16 protein-coding genes are annotated in these 18,325 nt (G+C 32.3%); 7 read left to right on the plus strand and 9 right to left on the minus strand.

Annotation, left to right across the window (positions count from 1 at the left end; all coding sequences use genetic code 11):
• A complete protein-coding gene (locus Q4Q40_RS17515; protein ID WP_303303246.1) occupies positions 1–450 on the minus strand; it encodes a hypothetical protein in 450 nt (149 codons plus the stop codon).
• A gap of 35 nt (positions 451–485) precedes the next feature.
• Entirely contained in the window at positions 486–4,277 is a 3,792-nt protein-coding gene (locus Q4Q40_RS17520; protein ID WP_303303247.1) for a hypothetical protein, read from the minus strand.
• A 591-nt stretch (positions 4,278–4,868) separates the two neighbouring features.
• On the opposite strand from Q4Q40_RS17520, the gene Q4Q40_RS17525 reads away from it, so the two are divergent.
• Entirely contained in the window at positions 4,869–5,426 is a 558-nt protein-coding gene (locus tag Q4Q40_RS17525; RefSeq protein ID WP_303303248.1) for an ExbD/TolR family protein, read from the plus strand.
• 85 nt (positions 5,427–5,511) lie between these two features.
• Here Q4Q40_RS17525 and Q4Q40_RS17530 read toward each other — a convergent pair whose 3' ends face one another.
• The 6 genes from Q4Q40_RS17530 to Q4Q40_RS17555 all read right to left on the minus strand — a co-directional run bounded on the left by Q4Q40_RS17530 (position 5,512) and on the right by Q4Q40_RS17555 (position 11,574).
• The gene (locus Q4Q40_RS17530; protein WP_303303249.1) at positions 5,512–5,931 is read right to left on the minus strand and encodes a 3D domain-containing protein; all 420 of its coding nucleotides are present in this window, start codon (positions 5,929–5,931) and stop codon (positions 5,512–5,514) included.
• A 29-nt stretch (positions 5,932–5,960) separates the two neighbouring features.
• On the minus strand, positions 5,961–6,836 hold the full coding sequence (locus Q4Q40_RS17535; protein WP_303303250.1) for a sterol desaturase family protein: 876 nt from the start codon (positions 6,834–6,836) through the stop codon (positions 5,961–5,963).
• A 1-nt stretch (position 6,837) separates the two neighbouring features.
• Positions 6,838–7,806, minus strand: a complete 969-nt coding sequence (locus tag Q4Q40_RS17540; protein ID WP_303303251.1) for a sulfurtransferase — start codon at positions 7,804–7,806, stop codon at positions 6,838–6,840.
• A complete protein-coding gene (locus Q4Q40_RS17545; protein ID WP_303303252.1) occupies positions 7,790–8,257 on the minus strand; it encodes a monoheme cytochrome C in 468 nt (155 codons plus the stop codon). Before Q4Q40_RS17545 ends, Q4Q40_RS17540 begins: the two co-directional genes overlap by 17 nt.
• Entirely contained in the window at positions 8,258–9,478 is a 1,221-nt protein-coding gene (locus tag Q4Q40_RS17550; protein ID WP_303303253.1) for a sulfite oxidase, read from the minus strand.
• Between the two features lie 92 nt (positions 9,479–9,570).
• On the minus strand, positions 9,571–11,574 hold the full coding sequence (locus tag Q4Q40_RS17555) for an alpha-ketoacid dehydrogenase subunit alpha/beta (RefSeq protein WP_303303254.1): 2,004 nt from the start codon (positions 11,572–11,574) through the stop codon (positions 9,571–9,573).
• A 135-nt stretch (positions 11,575–11,709) separates the two neighbouring features.
• Here Q4Q40_RS17555 and Q4Q40_RS17560 point away from each other — a divergent pair, with 135 nt between their 5' ends.
• The 6 genes from Q4Q40_RS17560 (at position 11,710) to Q4Q40_RS17585 (ending at position 16,973) form a co-directional block, all read left to right on the plus strand.
• Positions 11,710–12,660: an isopenicillin N synthase family dioxygenase gene (locus Q4Q40_RS17560; protein WP_303303256.1), complete on the plus strand. Its 951-nt coding sequence runs from the start codon at positions 11,710–11,712 to the stop codon at positions 12,658–12,660.
• A 179-nt stretch (positions 12,661–12,839) separates the two neighbouring features.
• Complete coding sequence (locus tag Q4Q40_RS17565; protein ID WP_303303258.1) at positions 12,840–13,169, plus strand: translation initiation factor; 330 nt, start codon at positions 12,840–12,842, stop codon at positions 13,167–13,169.
• Between the two features lie 2 nt (positions 13,170–13,171).
• A complete protein-coding gene (locus Q4Q40_RS17570; RefSeq protein WP_303303260.1) occupies positions 13,172–14,113 on the plus strand; it encodes a DUF1835 domain-containing protein in 942 nt (313 codons plus the stop codon).
• A complete protein-coding gene (locus Q4Q40_RS17575) occupies positions 14,103–14,981 on the plus strand; it encodes a nucleoside phosphorylase (protein ID WP_303303261.1) in 879 nt (292 codons plus the stop codon). The genes Q4Q40_RS17570 and Q4Q40_RS17575 overlap by 11 nt, the downstream gene beginning before the upstream one ends.
• Positions 14,982–14,985: 4 nt before the next feature.
• Positions 14,986–15,840 (plus strand): substrate-binding domain-containing protein, encoded by an 855-nt coding sequence (locus Q4Q40_RS17580; protein ID WP_303303262.1) that lies wholly within the window; start codon positions 14,986–14,988, stop codon positions 15,838–15,840.
• Positions 15,841–15,962: 122 nt separating this feature from the next.
• Positions 15,963–16,973 (plus strand): TlpA family protein disulfide reductase, encoded by a 1,011-nt coding sequence (locus Q4Q40_RS17585; RefSeq protein ID WP_303303263.1) that lies wholly within the window; start codon positions 15,963–15,965, stop codon positions 16,971–16,973.
• 304 nt (positions 16,974–17,277) lie between these two features.
• Here the strand turns inward: Q4Q40_RS17585 and Q4Q40_RS17590 are convergent, their stop codons facing one another.
• Positions 17,278–18,267, minus strand: coding sequence for a hypothetical protein (locus Q4Q40_RS17590; protein WP_303303264.1), 990 nt, complete (start codon positions 18,265–18,267; stop codon positions 17,278–17,280).
• Positions 18,268–18,325: the final 58 nt, after the last annotated feature.

Here is an 18,325-nt window from a genome sequence, read left to right on the forward strand (position 1 = left end):
TTAGTTTTTTGTTAAATACCAATGTGTAAACAAGACATTAACATTGCTGTCTTTGGGCTTAATTTGGCTTAAGATTAAAGTATTTCTTTCAAGTTTTTTAATTTTAAATAGTATCGTTTTTTCATTGAGGGCAGTGATTTCGAGGTTGTTGTCCTTATTTATAGCCCAAGCAGCTGTAGTGTTTTTACCCCCTGTTAATACCTGAACATAAGAGCCATCATCGTTAAAAGTGACTTTACGATTTTTATATCTTGTTGATATTTTACTTTGGAGGGCAATGTCCATTTGTGCATAATGAGCTTTTGATTTCTGGGACATATTATTTATGGAAGCTTGATAATCAAAAGTCCACGTGCCTATAAGTTGTTCTAGTGTAATTTGAGCACTGACTGTTTGTGGGATATTGAAAATGGTTATCAATAATATGAATATATAGTGATGTGGTTTCATATAACTATGTGTTTGTTTTTAAAAATTTAGCTATTTTAATATTCATCTATTATCCCCGAAAACAGGAGTCCATTATTACCGCCTGTTTTATCTGATATAAAACTAAATACTGCTGATTGCGATTCTGGATAACTATTATTATTAGATAATATAAATTCAATTTCAAAAGAAATATATGCTCCTGGTGCTATTGTGTAGGGAAATCCATAATTAGATATAAAAATCAATGAGTTATTATTATTAGCATTACTAAGGGTTAAAGTAGAAGTTCCTGTATTATAAACTTCAATAGTCCTAAAAGCAGATTCTTCTTCAGTGGTTCCATTATTATAAATAGTACCAAAATCTAAACTATTTATACTCGCGCCATTATATCTAATATCTATAATTCTAGTTCCTGTATTACTAGCAGCTCTTCCCTCTCCTGATAGTTGTAAATTAGGACCAGAAGCACCTGAAATATCTGCTATTCCAGAATATGTAGTAACTGCTGTAGGTTTAAAAGATATTTGAATATTTTTTGGTGTGCCTCTAGTTACTGTAAAAGGTGGTGTCGAACTAGTATTGGCAAATTCAAAGCCGTTAGGAAGGTTTATTGCGCTGATAGTAAGCGTACTTCCTAAATAAACAGCTGGTGTAGTATTTTCAATAACAAAAGTCATCGTATTCGTAGAACCAACATCACTTAAAAGAAAATCATGAGAACTTGGAGTAATACTATAGGTGCCATATGGGGCATTATCTCCAAGAAGCGTTTGTCCTCCTCCACAATTTAAATCTCCTGAATAAGCAGGAACGGGAATGGGGTCGTAAGTCCCATAGGGGATATAATGGTATTCATAATCACTGATTACTTTTCCTTCATCATCTTTAATGCTCTCTAACTTATTGTCAGCATTATAATTATAATTGACGGTATAATCTTTAGAATCTGTAACACTAGTAATACCTACTAAAGGTTTATAAGTATAGGTAGTAATCATACTGTTTTCCATTGATGCATTGGTTCTAAGTCCATTAATAATAGACATATTAGATTCATCATAGGTTTCTAATGTGGTTGGTGAAATGCTTAAAGCAGACGCAATATCACTATAATCAGCATTTTCAATTTTAGCAATAGGATATTGCTTATCATAACCCCATATATACGATGCATGTGTGCCGTCTTCCTTAGAAACATCTAGAATATTCCCTTTATCATCATAATCTTCTATAGTATAGAGTGATTGAAAACCAGAGGGTCCTTTTTTAGTATATACATTTTCAAGTTTATAAATAGTATTTCCCCAATCTTTATAACCGTAAAGCTCTTTATTTAATAAAGTGTTGTTTTTGTAAACTTCTTTTTCTATAACACGACCATGATAATTTTTACTAGCAGCAAAGGTATTTACCATGTTTTCTTGATCTGTAGTTAAATTAGTTCTATCTGGAATAGCATCACCTACTGGGTAATAATATTTTTCGGTTAATGTGCCTCCATCACTAGTAGTTACAGTTTTAGATTTTAAATTAAACGTGTAGGTATTATCATAAACAAAAGTGGTCTCATTAACTATTTCTTCACCATCTCTATAATCGGTTTGTTTGGTAGAAGTTAGCCTGTTGTCTTTTAGTTCTAACCAATAATTATCTGCTTTCAAGAATCCATACTTGCCAACATATGTGTATAATGGTGAATTTGGAAGAATAGAAATAGTGTTTAACAGGGATTCAGGTAAACCTGAAACACCTTCAAGCCAAACACTTACTCGGGAAAATATATTTCTAACAAGTCTTAAGTTATCAGAATAGTTGTTTTCTATAAGTTTTAGTGTATTATCGTTGGAGTCTTTTATTTCTTGACGTATTAATCTGGGAGCACTCCCTATGTTACGAAAAACATCTGGAAAAAAAATCGGAGTACTTTTGGAGTCTAAACTATTAGTAGGCGTTGAGCCATCTAAATGCACGAGGTATTCAGAACTCGTGAATTCATAATCGAAAATCGTTTTTCCTCCATTACTATATTCTGTTACTTGATCGTACCAAATAATTGGTTCTGTAGTAATATTAGTTTTAGCATAAGGACTTATAGTTCTATATCTATAACTTCCTCCAGTATTAGTCATACCAGTAGTCTCATTAAGAGCAGTCCGTTGTGTTATGTAAGCATTAGCATAATCAGATTGCCCACCAAGCCCAATGTTTGGTAAGGTACTATTGCCTATACCCGATTCATTTTGTCCATATTTATAACTTTTGGTTAGTGTTTTATTTGAAACTGGATCATGCGTATCTATTTTCTTAATTCGTAAGCCCATACCACAAACCACACCCTCTGTCACTGTCTCATAAACATTTGGTTCGTATTCAAAACTGGTTTGCCCTCCAGTAGGGTATATAATATTTTTTAAAATACGAGCTTGTGATTTTACAGGGTCAAATACAGGGTTTAAATGGCCAATTTTTTTAGGAGTTAAGCCATTTGTGGTATAAGAATCAAAATAAATATACATTTCTGGAACTGCACTTATGCTACTAAAATTACCATTAAAAAGCCCTAAATAATCTCTACCAATAAAACGACCAGCTGGATCTGATATATCTTGTTCATCATAACTAAATTCATAAGCGCCCTCACCACTTACCGTAAGTTTTTTTAGTTGTTTGTTTACGCGCTCAAAATCTACTGTTTTTACAGTGGTATTGTCTCTGTTTTTAAATGTTATATTATCAAGAGCATCATAGAGATTTGTTATTGTTGAGTAATTAAAACTTATGCTTTCCCCTGTCTCATAAGTAATATTAGAGATACTTTTTATCGAAAATATCTGAGGAAAATAAATTGTACTGTTATAAGTAACTGGTGGTGGATTAGCATTTAGGTTAACGCTATGATCAAAGCCATCGTAATAAATACTATTTCCAAATATTTCGTCTACAAAACCAATTGTTGGGGAAAGATCAGCTTGATAACTTACATTAAAAGGAGCATTGTAATTAAATGTTATTTTATTATTTATCCCTGGAGGGTTTATTTCTTTTAATAACCAACTAGTTACAGCTTCTGAGTCTTCATTGTACTCATAATGTTCGTCATTATTATTAAGATTATCCGAATTTCCAAACGTATACAATACGCCATCTTCATCGGTAACCTCAAAAGAATTAAATCTTCCGTAGGAATCTATTTCTAAGACATCTATTTTAATGGAAGATTCTGGAATTGTAGTTGCTTTTAATTCGTTACCTATCCACTCCAAAATAAAGGTGGCATTTACATTAGGAAGGTGTATTGTGAAAATATCGTTTTGTCCGTCTGCTGGGGCTGAACTATGTGGGGTAGAGGCTCCAAACATACCGTCTTGGAGTTTACGTGGTGTAATTTTGTATAAATATTCAAAATAAGAATCAGGCACAAAATTAACATCATTTTTTAGTGCACTTATTTCTGCGTTCTCGGCTTGCCAATCATAACTACCTAGAGGTCTAATGTCGTTGGTAGGGAATTCATCATCTGGTCTCCCCATAACAGTTCGTGTAATCTTAAATCCAGGAAACATCGACCAACCAAAACCTATAGACCCCATTACTTCATCTACCTTAATACCAGAGGAGTGATAGCTTAAACTAAATGGAATACTTACGCCAGCAGCATTCATAGTATACAAAGGGATATTTATTTGAGGGATACCTGTAGCGTAAGATACAGGATAGCCTAAATACTTTTGAAATTGTGCAGATACAGGATCTGGTGGTACCACATTTGGGTAAGAGTCTTGGGCTATACCATTTTCAAAAGCTAGAGAAAAAATTAACAAGAACAATAATCGCATATTCATAAGTCATTAATTTATGGTTTGTAATGTGCTCATAAAGTTCTGAAATTTTTGTAAGAAAAGGCTAAGGTTTCGCCTTAGGATTAGTAAGGGAAAAACCTTTTTTTTGTAAGGTAAAATATTGATAATTAATGATTTTGACTCGTTTTCCCTTATTATAAATAAGGTAAAACCTTAGTTTAAGATAAAAACAAATAAAACGCTATGCATATTAACTTAAAGGCATGGATAAAAAACAAAAAAGCTTTCTAATTATGATAATTCTGGACAGCTTGGAGTAACCGAAATGTTTGGAGCTATTTTTTTATGTTAATAGAAAGGCTAAAAAAATTATAATTACTACTATTATCTGGTAACATATCAAAAAAGAAATATTTGGATGGGATACATTATTTCTATTACTCCTATTGTCATTATTTTTGTAATATCTATGTACTTTGTAAGTATATAAATAAACCAATTTAGACAGTTTATTAATTGAATAATTAGTAAATATTTAATTATAAGCAAACATCCCCCTCAACAAAGAAATATTTAGTATTTCGGTATTGTTTTTGTGACTTCCTCTGCATATTAACATTTAAATCTATAATTATGAGGCATTCAAAACTAATTCCTGAAGTAAATGCAGGATCTATGGCAGACATCGCATTTCTATTACTTATCTTTTTTCTTGTAACCGCGACGATATCTTCTGATGAAGGCATTAATAGGTTACTACCTAAGGACTGCCCTCCTGAAGTGAATTGCACCACCCCTATAAATGAACGTAACATCCTTCGTATTGTAATAAACAATAATGATGACATCATGATAGAAAACGATGTTATTCCTCTTGCTGAATTAAAGGAGATTGCTAAAAGCTTTTTAGACAATAATGGAGACGGTAGTTGTAATTATTGTAATGGTACAAAAAGCTCAAACGCATCCGATAATCCTAAAGCGGCAGTAGTGTCCTTACAAAACAGCAAACAAACGAGCTACAAACAATTTATTGCTGTACAAAACGAACTAACAAAGTCGTATTATGAATTAAGAAACACCTATAGTTTAAATGTACTAAAAAAGCCTTCTGATAAACTATCGAAAGAAGAGTTAAAACAAGTTAAAGATGCCTATCCTTTTATACTTCCGGAAGCTGAAACAAAATAATAAGGTCTAAAATCTATTGTCCTATGTTTGTAAAAGGTTAGTTCGTTCAGAATGAAATGAAGAGTTTATTTAAATATAATCGTTCTCACTCCTTTAGTATACCATAAGAGATAATCACCTCTCTTCTGCCCCAATTTCTTGCAGCTTTAATATCCGTTCCCATATAAATGTCTATATGTTTTTTCCAACGTGCATTCATTTTATCTTTAACCAAGTAAATACTATCAAAGCCTTCAATTTTAACAGGTGTGTTATGCTTTAGCCCCATTTTAAGCAAATCTCTGGATACTGCAATACATGACATCCCAGGACTTAAACTATCTCCAAAGGCTGTTATACTTGGATTAGAATTTGTTTGATATGCTAATGAGTTATAAGCTGATGCCGTAACAGTTATAGTATGCCAATCATAAATATCTACTTCTTTTTTTTCCTCCTTTTTACAATGAAAAAAGGTCAAAATGATAATTAATATGAAACATTTTTTTCTGAATATAGAAATCATGAAGCAAAAGTTTTAACAAAAGCACTATACTAGTCGTTTCTTCTAAACCCGTAAAGCAACTGTGCCAAAAAGCTTTTTGGCATTTTGGTATCGTCGGAATACCCCAAAGCTAATTTTCCACTGGCTTCTGGGATGTAATTTGTTTTAAAAATATAATCCCAAAGACTTAAACTAATCCCAAAATTAACACCATGATGGCGTTCTTTTGGCAACGTATATGCATGATGATACAAATGCATAACGGGATTGTTAAATATATATTTTAAAGGACCATAAGTGAGCTTGATATTAGCATGATTTAAATGACCAATGGTAATGGCTATAAAATGTACTATAAAAGCTTGCTCTGGCTCAAAACCACCAAGCAGCATCACTGCGAATATTTTAAGTGGTTTATAAAACACATTTTCCATCCAATGGTAACGTAAATGAGCCGCAAAGCCCATTTCTTTAACAGAATGATGTACTTTATGAAAACGCCATAAAAAATGATATCTATGTAATAATACATGTGTAAACCACTGTACAAAATCTAATACTAAAAAGAATATTAATAATTGCCCCCATACTGGTAACGCTTTTATATCTATTAGAGCGACAGATTTCATGCTAATACCTACACTTAAAAAAAGTTGTTCTATAATCGCATAAACGCCACTAATAATAATTGCAAACAAAAAAAAATTAAAGAACATATAAACAGCATCTATCCAAAACCCTTTCCTGAAAACAGCTTGTTCTTTTCTCCATGGAAACAGGATTTCTAAAAGCCAAACTGCTAAAGATATAACTATTAAACCCCAGAAATAATTAGTATACCAAGGCACTTCGAAAAGAATAGATTTCCATGTCCAGTCAATGGTTCCAAAAAAGGCGTTTTTAAACGCTTCCGTATAATTATTCATTTTATTTAAATATGGTTGTTAAACGATCTTCCTCTATTGGTAAATCTTTATAATAACTCCACTCAACCCAAGAACCATCATAATTTTTTACATTTTTAAAACCCAATAATTCTGTTAAAACAAAGGTTGTATGTGCCGACCTTACTCCAGAATGACAATATACATAAATAGCTTTTTCTTTTGTAATTCCATGTTGTTTGTACAACTCTAAGAGCTCTTTATAAGGCTTGAATTTTTTATTACCATTATAGTCAATGGCGTGAACCCAATCTATTAATATACTATTAGGAATATGCCCTGCTCTACTCGCTCCTTTTTTTTGACGTTTTCCTGAAAACTCATTAACTGTTCTTGTATCCAAAATAACGCTATTAGAACTGCTATTTGTAACAGATTTCATTTCCTCTAAACTAGCATATAAAGATGTATTTGTATTGTTCAGAAACTTAAAATGTGAAGGGCTATATACAGTAACGTCAGTCGTTACAGCTCCTTTTATAGATTTCCATTGTGTAAATCCGCCATTCAATATTTTAACATGATCAAAACCATAATTTTTAAGAACCCACCATAGTCGTAAAGCGTTACATGCACCAGAATCATCATAAATTATAAGTTCGTCTTTAGTTTTAATTCCTAAGCTACTAAACAAATTTTCTATTTGATTTTTAGAAGCCATAATACCTTCATAAGGAAATGAAGAATCTTCAATATCTGTTCTCCAAATATTTATGGCATTAGGTATGTGTTCTTTAAAAAATGCCGCAGGTCTCCTAAAGTCAATTAACTTAACATTGGAATCTGTATTTAAAACTTTTAAATCTTCACATTCAATTAAATGATTTTTACTGTTGTATCTGGTATCAATATTCACAGCCTTTTTTGGAATACGCTCCTTTTTTGCTTTTGATTTTTTTTTACAAGAGCTAAAGCACACCAATAGAGTTAATACACTAATTCTCCAGATCATACCATTCAATTTTTGTTAATACTTCTCGCCTTCCTTTTTTACTGGGAGCGTAATTTTTTGCCAGATAATTAACTATAATATCTTCGTTGTTACCTAAGTCCCAAAGGTTTTGAGTTTCCTGCATCCAGCGTATAATACTTATCCAGCCATCTTTAGTGGCTCTATTTTGCGTAACCAATTTTGCTGAATGACATGGTGTACAGTTTACTATAACGATTGAAAGTCCTTCATCATCTTTAAAACCTGTAGCCACATGAATGCCATTTTTAATAACGTCTGGATTTTTGGTCTCAACATATGTTTCGGTTATGTTTTCATCATTAAATGAAAGAAATGACGGGTTTATCATTTTGTAAATCAACCCACCTAAACCAACAATTAACAATCCAAAAAATAGCGTTAGTGTTAAATAAATGCGCTTTGCGTTATTTCTAAACTTCTTATCATTCATTTATTTAACTTTAACAGCAATTCTATGGCAAGCATTATTTAAATAGCCTTTTGGATTCCATCCAGGTAATAACATAGGTTGACTAGATCCTTCTGTGTCTGTTGCTCTGACCCAAATCTCGTAATATCCTTTCTTTGGAAAGTTAACTGTACTGCTAAAATGTTGCCATGCTAAACGATTTACAGGGGGGGCTATCTCACATAGATGCCATGTAGCTCCAAAATCTATAGAATATGCCATTTTCTGAACTTCTAATTCACCAGCCCAGGCATGTCCGCGAATGTTTAATGTGTTCCCTTCACTAATCATAGCTCCAGACTTAGGATATGTAATTAAAGATTTTACAGGCATACTTTCTATAATGCACATGGCGTCATCTTTCACCTTTTCTCCATGAGCTACTGGGTGGCAAGGCACTCTATATGCAGGTGCTTTCATTTTTGTACCATCATGCACCTTATTTCTAATACTAATCCTGTTTACCCATTTCCCCGAAGCAGACGCAGGCCAGCCACCAGCTACCAATCGTAATGGGTATCCATGAGCTAAAGGAATAGCTTCGCCATTCATTTTAAAAGCAAGCAACGTTTCTTCTTGATAGGCTTTATGCATAGGAACCCCTCTGGATATTGGCTCTTTATCTGGATCGCCACTTAAATGTGTATCGGCAGCATGATATCCAATATAAACAGCGGTATCTTTAATCCCTACATCTTTAAGAACATCTTTTAATCTAACTCCTGTCCATTCGGCACAAGAAACGGCACCAACTGTCCATTGATTTCCTTTTGCGGGTGGATTAAACTCGCTTCTTCCATTTCCTCCACATTCTAAAGTTAATTGATATGTATGCTGTTTGAATTTAGTTTTTAAATCTTGAAGTGTGTATGTTTTAGGTTTAAAAACTGATTCTCCGTCTATTATAAGTGTCCATTTTGATGCATCTATATTTTGAGGAATGATGCCATTGTTTCTAATAAACATGTATTTATTGGGTGTAATTTTATCGTCCAATAAATGTGCCTTTGCCTCAATATTCCAGGGTTTATCATTTAACACCGTCATCTCCTTATCCTTATTGAATAATTTATAAAGATCTGGATCTTGTTGAATAATTGGTGTATAATTTTTAGGTATTGAAGAAGAAAACACAATCTCTGTACCTATAAAAGTTGCTGTGGCACCAAGTAAGGTATTTCTAATAAATTTCCTTCTTTTCATAAAATAGAGTAATTAATTTTTGCAAAAAATTACAATTTATAACTTACTAAACTGTAACAAAAGTTACATGTTCAATAAACATTACAAGGAAACTAATACTCTAAAAGTGTTTTCAATTCTTTTTCAAACTTATTTTTAGAAAGGTATTGATCTTCTAATTGACTTGCGAATGGTATGGGAGTTTCCATACTGGCAACACGTTTTACCGGGGCATCAAGAGACTCAAAACAATGTTCCATTATAAGTGCAGAAATATCACTTGCTATCCCACCAAACTGAGAGTCTTCATGTAAAACTATAGCTTTTCCTGTTTTTCTAACCGACTGGTATATTGTTTCCGTGTCTAAAGGTTGAAGTGTTCGTAAATCTATCAAGTCTGCAGAAATTTGAGGGTTATTATTCAAAGTTTCTAAAGCCCAATGAATCGCAGCACCATAACTAATAATGGTAATAGCATCACCTTCTCTAATCACAGACGCTTTTCCAAAAGGTAGTGTGTAGTAATCTGTAGGTACTTCTTGGCGAATGCTTCTGTATAAGCCCTTATGTTCAAAAAACAACACAGGATTCGGATCATTAATTGCTGTATTTAATAATCCTTTTGCATCATAAGGAAACGCGGGATAAATAACTTTTAAACCTGGCGTTTTTGTAAACCATGCTTCGTTAGTTTGTGAATGAAAGGGGCCTGCAGCAACACCACCTCCACATGGCATTCTAATAACAACATCGGCTTGTTGTCCCCATCTATAATGTGACTTCGCTAAATAATTAACAACTGGATTAAATCCTGAAGTGACAAAATCTGCAAACTGCATTTCAACAATACTTTTAATACCTGCAATGGATAAGCCCATAGCTGTTTCAACAATAGCCGATTCGCAAATGGGTGTATTACGGACACGTTCTTTTCCAAATTGCCCAACAAACCCATCTGTTATTTTAAAAGCACCGCCATATTCTGCAATATCCTGACCCATAATTACAAGGTCTTCATGTTGCTTCATACTTTGTTTTAAACTTTCAGAAATGGCATCAATAAAACGGAGTTCTTTTGTTTCACCACCATACTCAAAATGCTTATAATCAAATTCTTGATAGACATCATTTAATTCGTTTGCTTCATTTGGAATTATACTTTCTTCCGCGAAAGCGATATCTAAATTTTTATTAATTTCTTCAATAATTTCAACTTTAATAGATCTGTTTTCTGCATTATTTAATAAGTCATTTTCTTTTAAAAATGTTTCAAAATTTAAAACGGGATCTTTAGCTGCCCAAGTTTCCATAAGCTCTTTTGGTACATATTTAACACCACTGGCCTCTTCATGCCCTCGCATTCTAAACGTTTTAAACTCTAACAAAATTGGCCTTGGATTTTCTCTTACGCTCTGTGCTACTTCGCTAACTTTTTTATAAACTTCAACAATATTATTCCCATCAATTATATGTGATTCTATGCCATATCCCAAGCCTCTATCTGCAATATTTTCGCAATTATACTGCTCGCTTGTAGGAGTAGATAACCCATAGCCATTATTTTCAACACAAAATAAAACGGGTAATTGCCATACAGAAGCGACATTCAATGCTTCATGAAAATCACCTTCACTCGTACCGCCCTCTCCTGTAAAAACAGCAGTCACTTCATTTTTATTTTTCAATTTTGAAGCCAAAGCAATACCATCTGCAACCCCTAATTGCGGTCCTAAATGAGAAATCATCCCGATTATTTTATATTGCTGCGTGCCAAAATGGAAAGATCGGTCTCTTCCCTTTGTAAAACCAGAAGCTTTTCCTTGCCATTGTCCAAACAATCTATTTAACGGAATCTCACGAGAGGTAAATACGCCTAAATTTCTATGCATTGGCAATATATACTCGTTACTATTTAACGCCATGGTAACACCTACTGCAATCGCTTCTTGTCCGATACCAGAAAACCATTTACTAATCTTTCCCTGACGCAATAAAATAAGCATCTTCTCCTCTATCAATCTCGATTTTAGCATGTTTTTATACAATGACACTAATATGCTAGTGTCAATGTTTTCAATATGATACTCAATGCCAACTAAAGATTTTGCTATTTTCATAAAAATAATCTCTTTTTTTTATCAAATATAATATAAAAAGCAATTGTTAGCTCAAAAAATACACTTAACTCAAAACATCTAATTTTTACAATGTTTTTGTACATTTGTAATACGTCTTATATTAAATAATTACTCATGACCAGTATACCTAGTGTAGATCTAAACGATTTTATTTCTGATGATCCAGTTAAAAAACAAAATTTCGTCAATGCCATTGGAAAAGCTTATGAAGACATTGGATTTGTTGCTTTAAAGGGGCATTTTTTAGATGATACCTTGGTTGAAAATCTATATAAAGAAGTTAAAAACTTTTTTAGTTTGCCAACGGAAACAAAACAACGTTATGAAATTCCAGGGATTGGAGGGCAACGGGGTTATGTATCTTTCGGAAAAGAAAGTGCTAAAGGCAAAAAAGAAGGTGATTTAAAAGAGTTTTGGCATTTTGGACAATATGTTGAGAACAATCCCAAACTTGAAGCAGAATATCCTAAAAATGTAACTGTTAATGAGCTTTCTGAATTTAATGCTATAGGTAAAGAAACATACAAAATGCTTGAAAAAACAGCAAAGTATGTATTACGTGCATTGGCTTTACATTTAGGTATTGAAGAAACTTATTTTGATGCATTTATTTATAATGGAAATTCTATTTTAAGACCCATTCATTACCCACCAATTAAAGAGGAACCTAAAGAAGCGGTTCGTGCAGCGGCGCATGGAGATATTAACTTAATAACGTTATTAATGGGCGCTCAAGGTCGTGGTTTACAAGTACAAAACCATAAAGGTGAATGGATTGATGCTATGGCACAGCCCGATGAACTTATGATTAATGTTGGAGATATGCTTTCCAGACATACTAATAATAAATTGAAATCCACGATACACCGCGTAATAAATCCGCCCAAAGAGCTTTGGGGCACGTCGCGTTACTCTATACCTTTTTTCATGCATCCTATTAGCGATATGAAACTAGATGTATTAGAAGGCTGTATTGACGATAATAACCCTAAAGCTTTTGAAGATATCACTGCTGGTGAATTTTTAAATGAACGATTAATAGAATTGGGTTTAATAAAAAAATAGTATTCAGTAAACAGTATTAAATAAGTATTTTCTTACTTTAATATTTTTTTGCCAAACACTGAACACTGAACACTGAACACTGAACACTGAACACTGAACACTGAACACTGAACACTGAACACTGAACACTGAACACTGAACACTGAACACTGAACACTGAACACTGAACACTGAACATAATGGATCTACAAGACCAATTAAAAAATTTATTTCCAGATCATGTGCAAACAGAATCTGATAGAGTTCCTAGTGAAGCTTCTAAAATATGGATGCAAGACGATCCTATTATTTGTAAATACGAAAAGCGCAAAGGCAAACCCATTACTATATTAGAGGGATATACTGGTGCTAACGAGGATTTTAAAGCTTTAGCTAAAGAGATTAAAACGACACTAAGTGTTGGTGGTAGTTTTAAAGACGACAAAATCATTATTCAAGGCGACTATCGTGATAAAATAATGAAAATACTTCAAGATAAAGGCTTTAAAGTAAAACGTGTTGGAGGATAACTATGAACAAACAACCTCTTCATATCACTAATGGCGATGTTTTAACAAACTTTCTAAATGAGTTAGATGTTGTTGGAGAGAAACTTACTTGGCAAGAAATGCTTTGTGAAGGACCAACAGTTGTGGAGGTATATTCTGATGCCTTTTTAGATGTCAGAAAACGGTTCTTTAATTCATTTTATGATATCGATCTAGATACTGATAAAATTAAATTTGAGTTAAATAAACTGGATTCGTACAAAGAATATTCGGAAATCATATTATGGTTTGAATACGATCTATTTTGTCATATCAATATGATCGCAGTTATTAACCTTATTTTACAAAAGAAGATCAATCTTCCTATATCTCTGGTTTGTAGTGGTAGAATTGAAGGTAGTAAAATACTAAAAGGCTTATCAGAACTTAATACAGAGCAATTAATGGATCACTATAAAAAAAGAGTGGTATTAAATTCTGAAGACTTAGATTTGGCTAAAACCATCTGGGGAATTTATTGTGGTAAAGATCACAATTTACTAAAACCTTATATTATCACTGTATCATCGTTTAAATATTTAAGCAATTGTTTAAAGGCGCACTTAGAACGCTTTCCAGATTCTACTTATGGTTTAAATGCACTAGAGAAAAACGTATTAGAAATCGTTAAAAACAACGCTATAAAATCTAAGCACCATTTATTAGGATACGCACTTAACTACCAAGGGTATTATGGTTTTGGAGATCTCCAAATCTCTAGAATTATAGAAAAACTTGATGTGTTTTTCACAAAAGAAGATGCATACTTAACCCTTAATAGAAAAGGTCATGAAGCTTTATTAGGTCAGCATAACTTTGCTATTGAAATTGATAACAACATGATTTATGGAGGTCTTAAAAAATTTGATTTTCAATTTAATAAGAAACGAAATAAACTTGTAAAAACAGTACTAAATGCCTCTTAAAGCATCCGAATTAATATTAAATCCAAATGGTAGTATTTATCATTTAAATTTAAAACCTGAAAATATTTCGAATACCATCATTTTTGTTGGCGACCAAGATCGGGTTGAAAAAGTATCAAACCATTTTGATAGTATTGAGTTCTCAACTCAAAAACGTGAATTTAAAACGCATACTGGACATTACAAAGGCAAGCGCATAACTGTTATTTCTACTGGAATTGGTCCAGATAATATAGATATTGTTCTTAACGAATTAGATGCCCTTTTTAATATTGATTTAACTACCAAAACTCCAAAACAAGTCATTACAAGCTTAAATATTATTAGAATAGGAACCTCTGGTTCGTTACAAAAAGACATTCCTATAGACTCTTTTCTTTTAAGCACTTACGGTTTAGACCTTAATGGTATGCTACACGCTTATCAAGTAAACACTATTAGCCATCCTGATGTAGAAGCCGCTTTTATAAAACAAACAAATTGGCATTCACATAAAGCAAGACCTCTAGTTATAAAAAATAGTGCTTTACTCGAAAAACAATTTGAAAGTGATAAAACTCACAAAGGACTAACTGCTACGGCAGGTGGTTTTTATGGACCACAAGGTCGTGTTTTACGTTTAGGGATTCAAGATCCTAGCTTAAATAACAAAATGGACACTTTTAATTTTAAGGGGACGCGTATAACAAATTTTGAGATGGAAACATCTGCGATATATGGCTTGGCAAAACTAATGGGGCACCATGCTGTATCTCTAAATGCTATAATTGCCAATAGAGCTTCTGGAACTTTTAGCAAAAACCCTTCAGAGCTTATTGAAAATCTTATAAAATATACTCTCGATAAAATTGCAGACCAAATAGATTGACTTAATGAAGAAAGTAAATATTGGAGGCGTACCAGAGCATTTTAATTTAGCATGGTATCTAACACTAAAAAATGGCGACTATAAAAGAGAAGGCATCAATTTACGTTGGCATGATTACGCTGGCGGAACAGGTGCGATGTGTAAAGCCCTTCGAAACAAAGAAATTGATATAGCTGTTATACTCACAGAAGGTATTATAAAAGATGTTATCGATGGCAATCCCAGTAGAATTGTACAAACTTTTGTGCAAACTCCTTTAATATGGGGAATTCATGTTGCTAATAATGCTCCCTACAAAACCTTAGAAGACTTAAAAGGAACAAAAGCCGCAATAAGCAGATATGGTTCTGGCTCTCATTTAATGGCATATATCAATGCTAAAAATAATGAATGGAATTTAGAAAAAGATCTTGACTTTGAAATTATAAAAAATTTAGATGGTGCTGTAGAAGGATTAACCGCAGGGAAAGCAGATTATTTTTTATGGGAAAAATTCACTACCAAGCCACTAGTTGATAAAGGCACGTTTAGACGAATAGGTAATTGCCCTTCTCCATGGCCTTGTTTTGTAATTGCTGTACGAGAAGATTTTATCGAATCCAACAAAGAAGATCTGGTAACAATTTTAGAAATCATTAATAATACAACCTCTAAATTTAAAGACATACCAAATATTGATAACACCATTGCAGATCGTTATGAACAGCAACTTGAAGACGTACAGGAATGGTTGAATCTTACAGAATGGTCTCAAAATTTAATTGATGAGCATACTATTATGAATGTGCAAAAACAATTGTATGCTTTAAATATTATACCAAGAATAGTAGATCATAAAAAACTAACCTTTAAATTATAACAAAAGTAATTTTACTCTTTCCTGTTTTTTAGCATAAAAACAATCAAATACATAACAAAATGTTAATAATTAACATTGTTTTGTATAAAAGTTTACTTTTGGTTAATTAATAAACTAAAAATATGAAAAAAATACTTCTTTTTACTCTTACAATAGCTTTAGCTGCTTGTGAAAATGCCCCTAAAGATTATGCGACTTTGTCTGGTAAGATCACCAATAAAAACAGCGATTCTTTAGTTGTTAGAACACGAACATATATAAAAACTATCAAAGTTAATGATGATGGTACATTTAGTGATACTTTAAAAGTAATTTCTGGTGTTCATAACCTTTTTGATGGAAAAGAGTCTACTAATATGTTTCTTGAAAATGGATTTGATATTAATATAACGCTTGACACAAAAGAGTTTGATGAAACCATTAAGTACACAGGTACTGGTGCCGAAACGAGTAATTATTTAGCAAAAAAATCTTTACTTCAAGAAACTATTTTTACCCCAGCCTTATTTGAGTTAGAAGAAGAAGCTTTTAAAGCTAAAAGTGGCGAGATTCAAAATAAATTATCAGAGTTTTTAGAGAATAATAAAGATATTGATTCTTTAATTTATGCAAATGAAAAAGCTGGTGTAGAAAAAATTAATGAAAACCTTTTAGCAGCTTATACGCAACAAAAAGAGCAGGCAAATCAATTAGCTAGTTTTATAGGAAAACCATCTCCAGAATTTGTTGACTACGAAAATCATAAAGGAGGTACAACATCATTAGCAGACCTAAAAGGAAAGTATGTTTATGTTGATGTATGGGCTACTTGGTGTGGTCCTTGTAAAAAAGAAATTCCTGATCTTAAAAAAGTTGAAAAACTATACCATGGAAAAAATATCGAATTTGTTAGTATCTCGATAGATAACGAAGGGCAACATGATGCTTGGAGAAAAATGGTTACAGATAAAGAATTAGGAGGCATTCAATTACTTGCCGATAAAAATTGGCAGTCAGATTTTGTAACAGGCTATGGAATTAAAGGAATTCCTCGTTTTATCCTTATAGATCCAGTTGGTAATGTTGTTAATGCAGATGCACCAAGACCTTCTAGCCCAGAGTTAATCGAACTTTTTACATCTTTAGAGATTTAATATTTAAATATACTTTTATAAAGCAAAAAGCCTAAGAGACAAGTTTCTTAGGCTTTTTTAGTAAAATAGATTTAATAATAAGTATATTAATCTATAACGAGAGTTTCTATATAAGAACAAAATTATTAATCTGAATTTCAACAAGTTAAAACTTATTATCAGGCTGATCGCAATCGAAACCTATTTAAACATCTAGATTTTAATGACCTTTCAATTGCGCTCAAGGCGACATGTAACACTATTAGTGAGTTTATCGTTATAAATATGCTTGCATTAAATCGAACTCACATCTATAGATTAATTACTACACCTCAACATCAATGCAGTAATCAGCAGAGTTAGTCAAAGCATCTTCAAGTTCATTATTAGAATTCACAATAAATTCACTCCCATTTAATGTAACCAAAGTTATTGGGTAATCAATAGCTATATTTACGTCTGTAAAATTCTGCTGAAATAAATCTTCATCACTAGTTACAGTTACAGGTATAATATCATCAGTTTGAAGATCAATTTTATTTACTACAAAAGGATATTTAAAATTTATACAATCATTATAATCTCTATTGCAACCTTCAAAATAATCCATTATTTGAGTTTTACCAAATAAAAAAGAGTTAGCTCCTCCTGGTGATGTAAACGTTATATAACTAGATCTTAGATCATCAAGAACATACTCTGTATGATTAATTTCATTATGCAATGACAGAGCCTTCTCCACAGCCTCTATACCTTCTTCTACTGGCAAAGTGAATAAAGTGTTATTTATAATATCTATATGATAAAACACAGTTCCTGAACAATTAAAATTAACATCAGATACTTTTATTGATCCAACCTCTGGATTTGTTTTTGTATCTCCTTCAAAACTGCAGTCTTCAAAATATGCAATAATATCATTTTTGTTAGAATATTCCTCACCAAAAAAGATGGAAGGAGTTATACATGATATATAAAAGTCATCTTTAGTAAACCGTATGTGAGTATCAAGATAAATTTGTTCTAGAGCATCCGACATTAATTCATCATTCCATGATGATGTTATTATATTAATGCTTCCATAATAATCTCCTTGGTTATTTAAGAAACCACCACTAATATATACATCCTCACAATCAAAATTAATGAGATTATAATCATTTTTTGTCTCCGCTATTACATATATTATATCTAACAAGCTCGATGAAATCTTTTCATCTGATATTTCTTTTGTCATACTTTCTTCAGATGCGCAAGATTGAAAAGTTCCAAAGAGTAATACTGTAATAAATAGTGTTTCAAAAAAATGTTTCATGCTATTATTTTATGGGTTGAATTACTAAGGAAACGATTGTAAAATATAAAACCCGCTC

The organism is Flavivirga jejuensis (genome assembly GCF_030540765.1).
Classification (GTDB): domain Bacteria; phylum Bacteroidota; class Bacteroidia; order Flavobacteriales; family Flavobacteriaceae; genus Flavivirga; species Flavivirga jejuensis.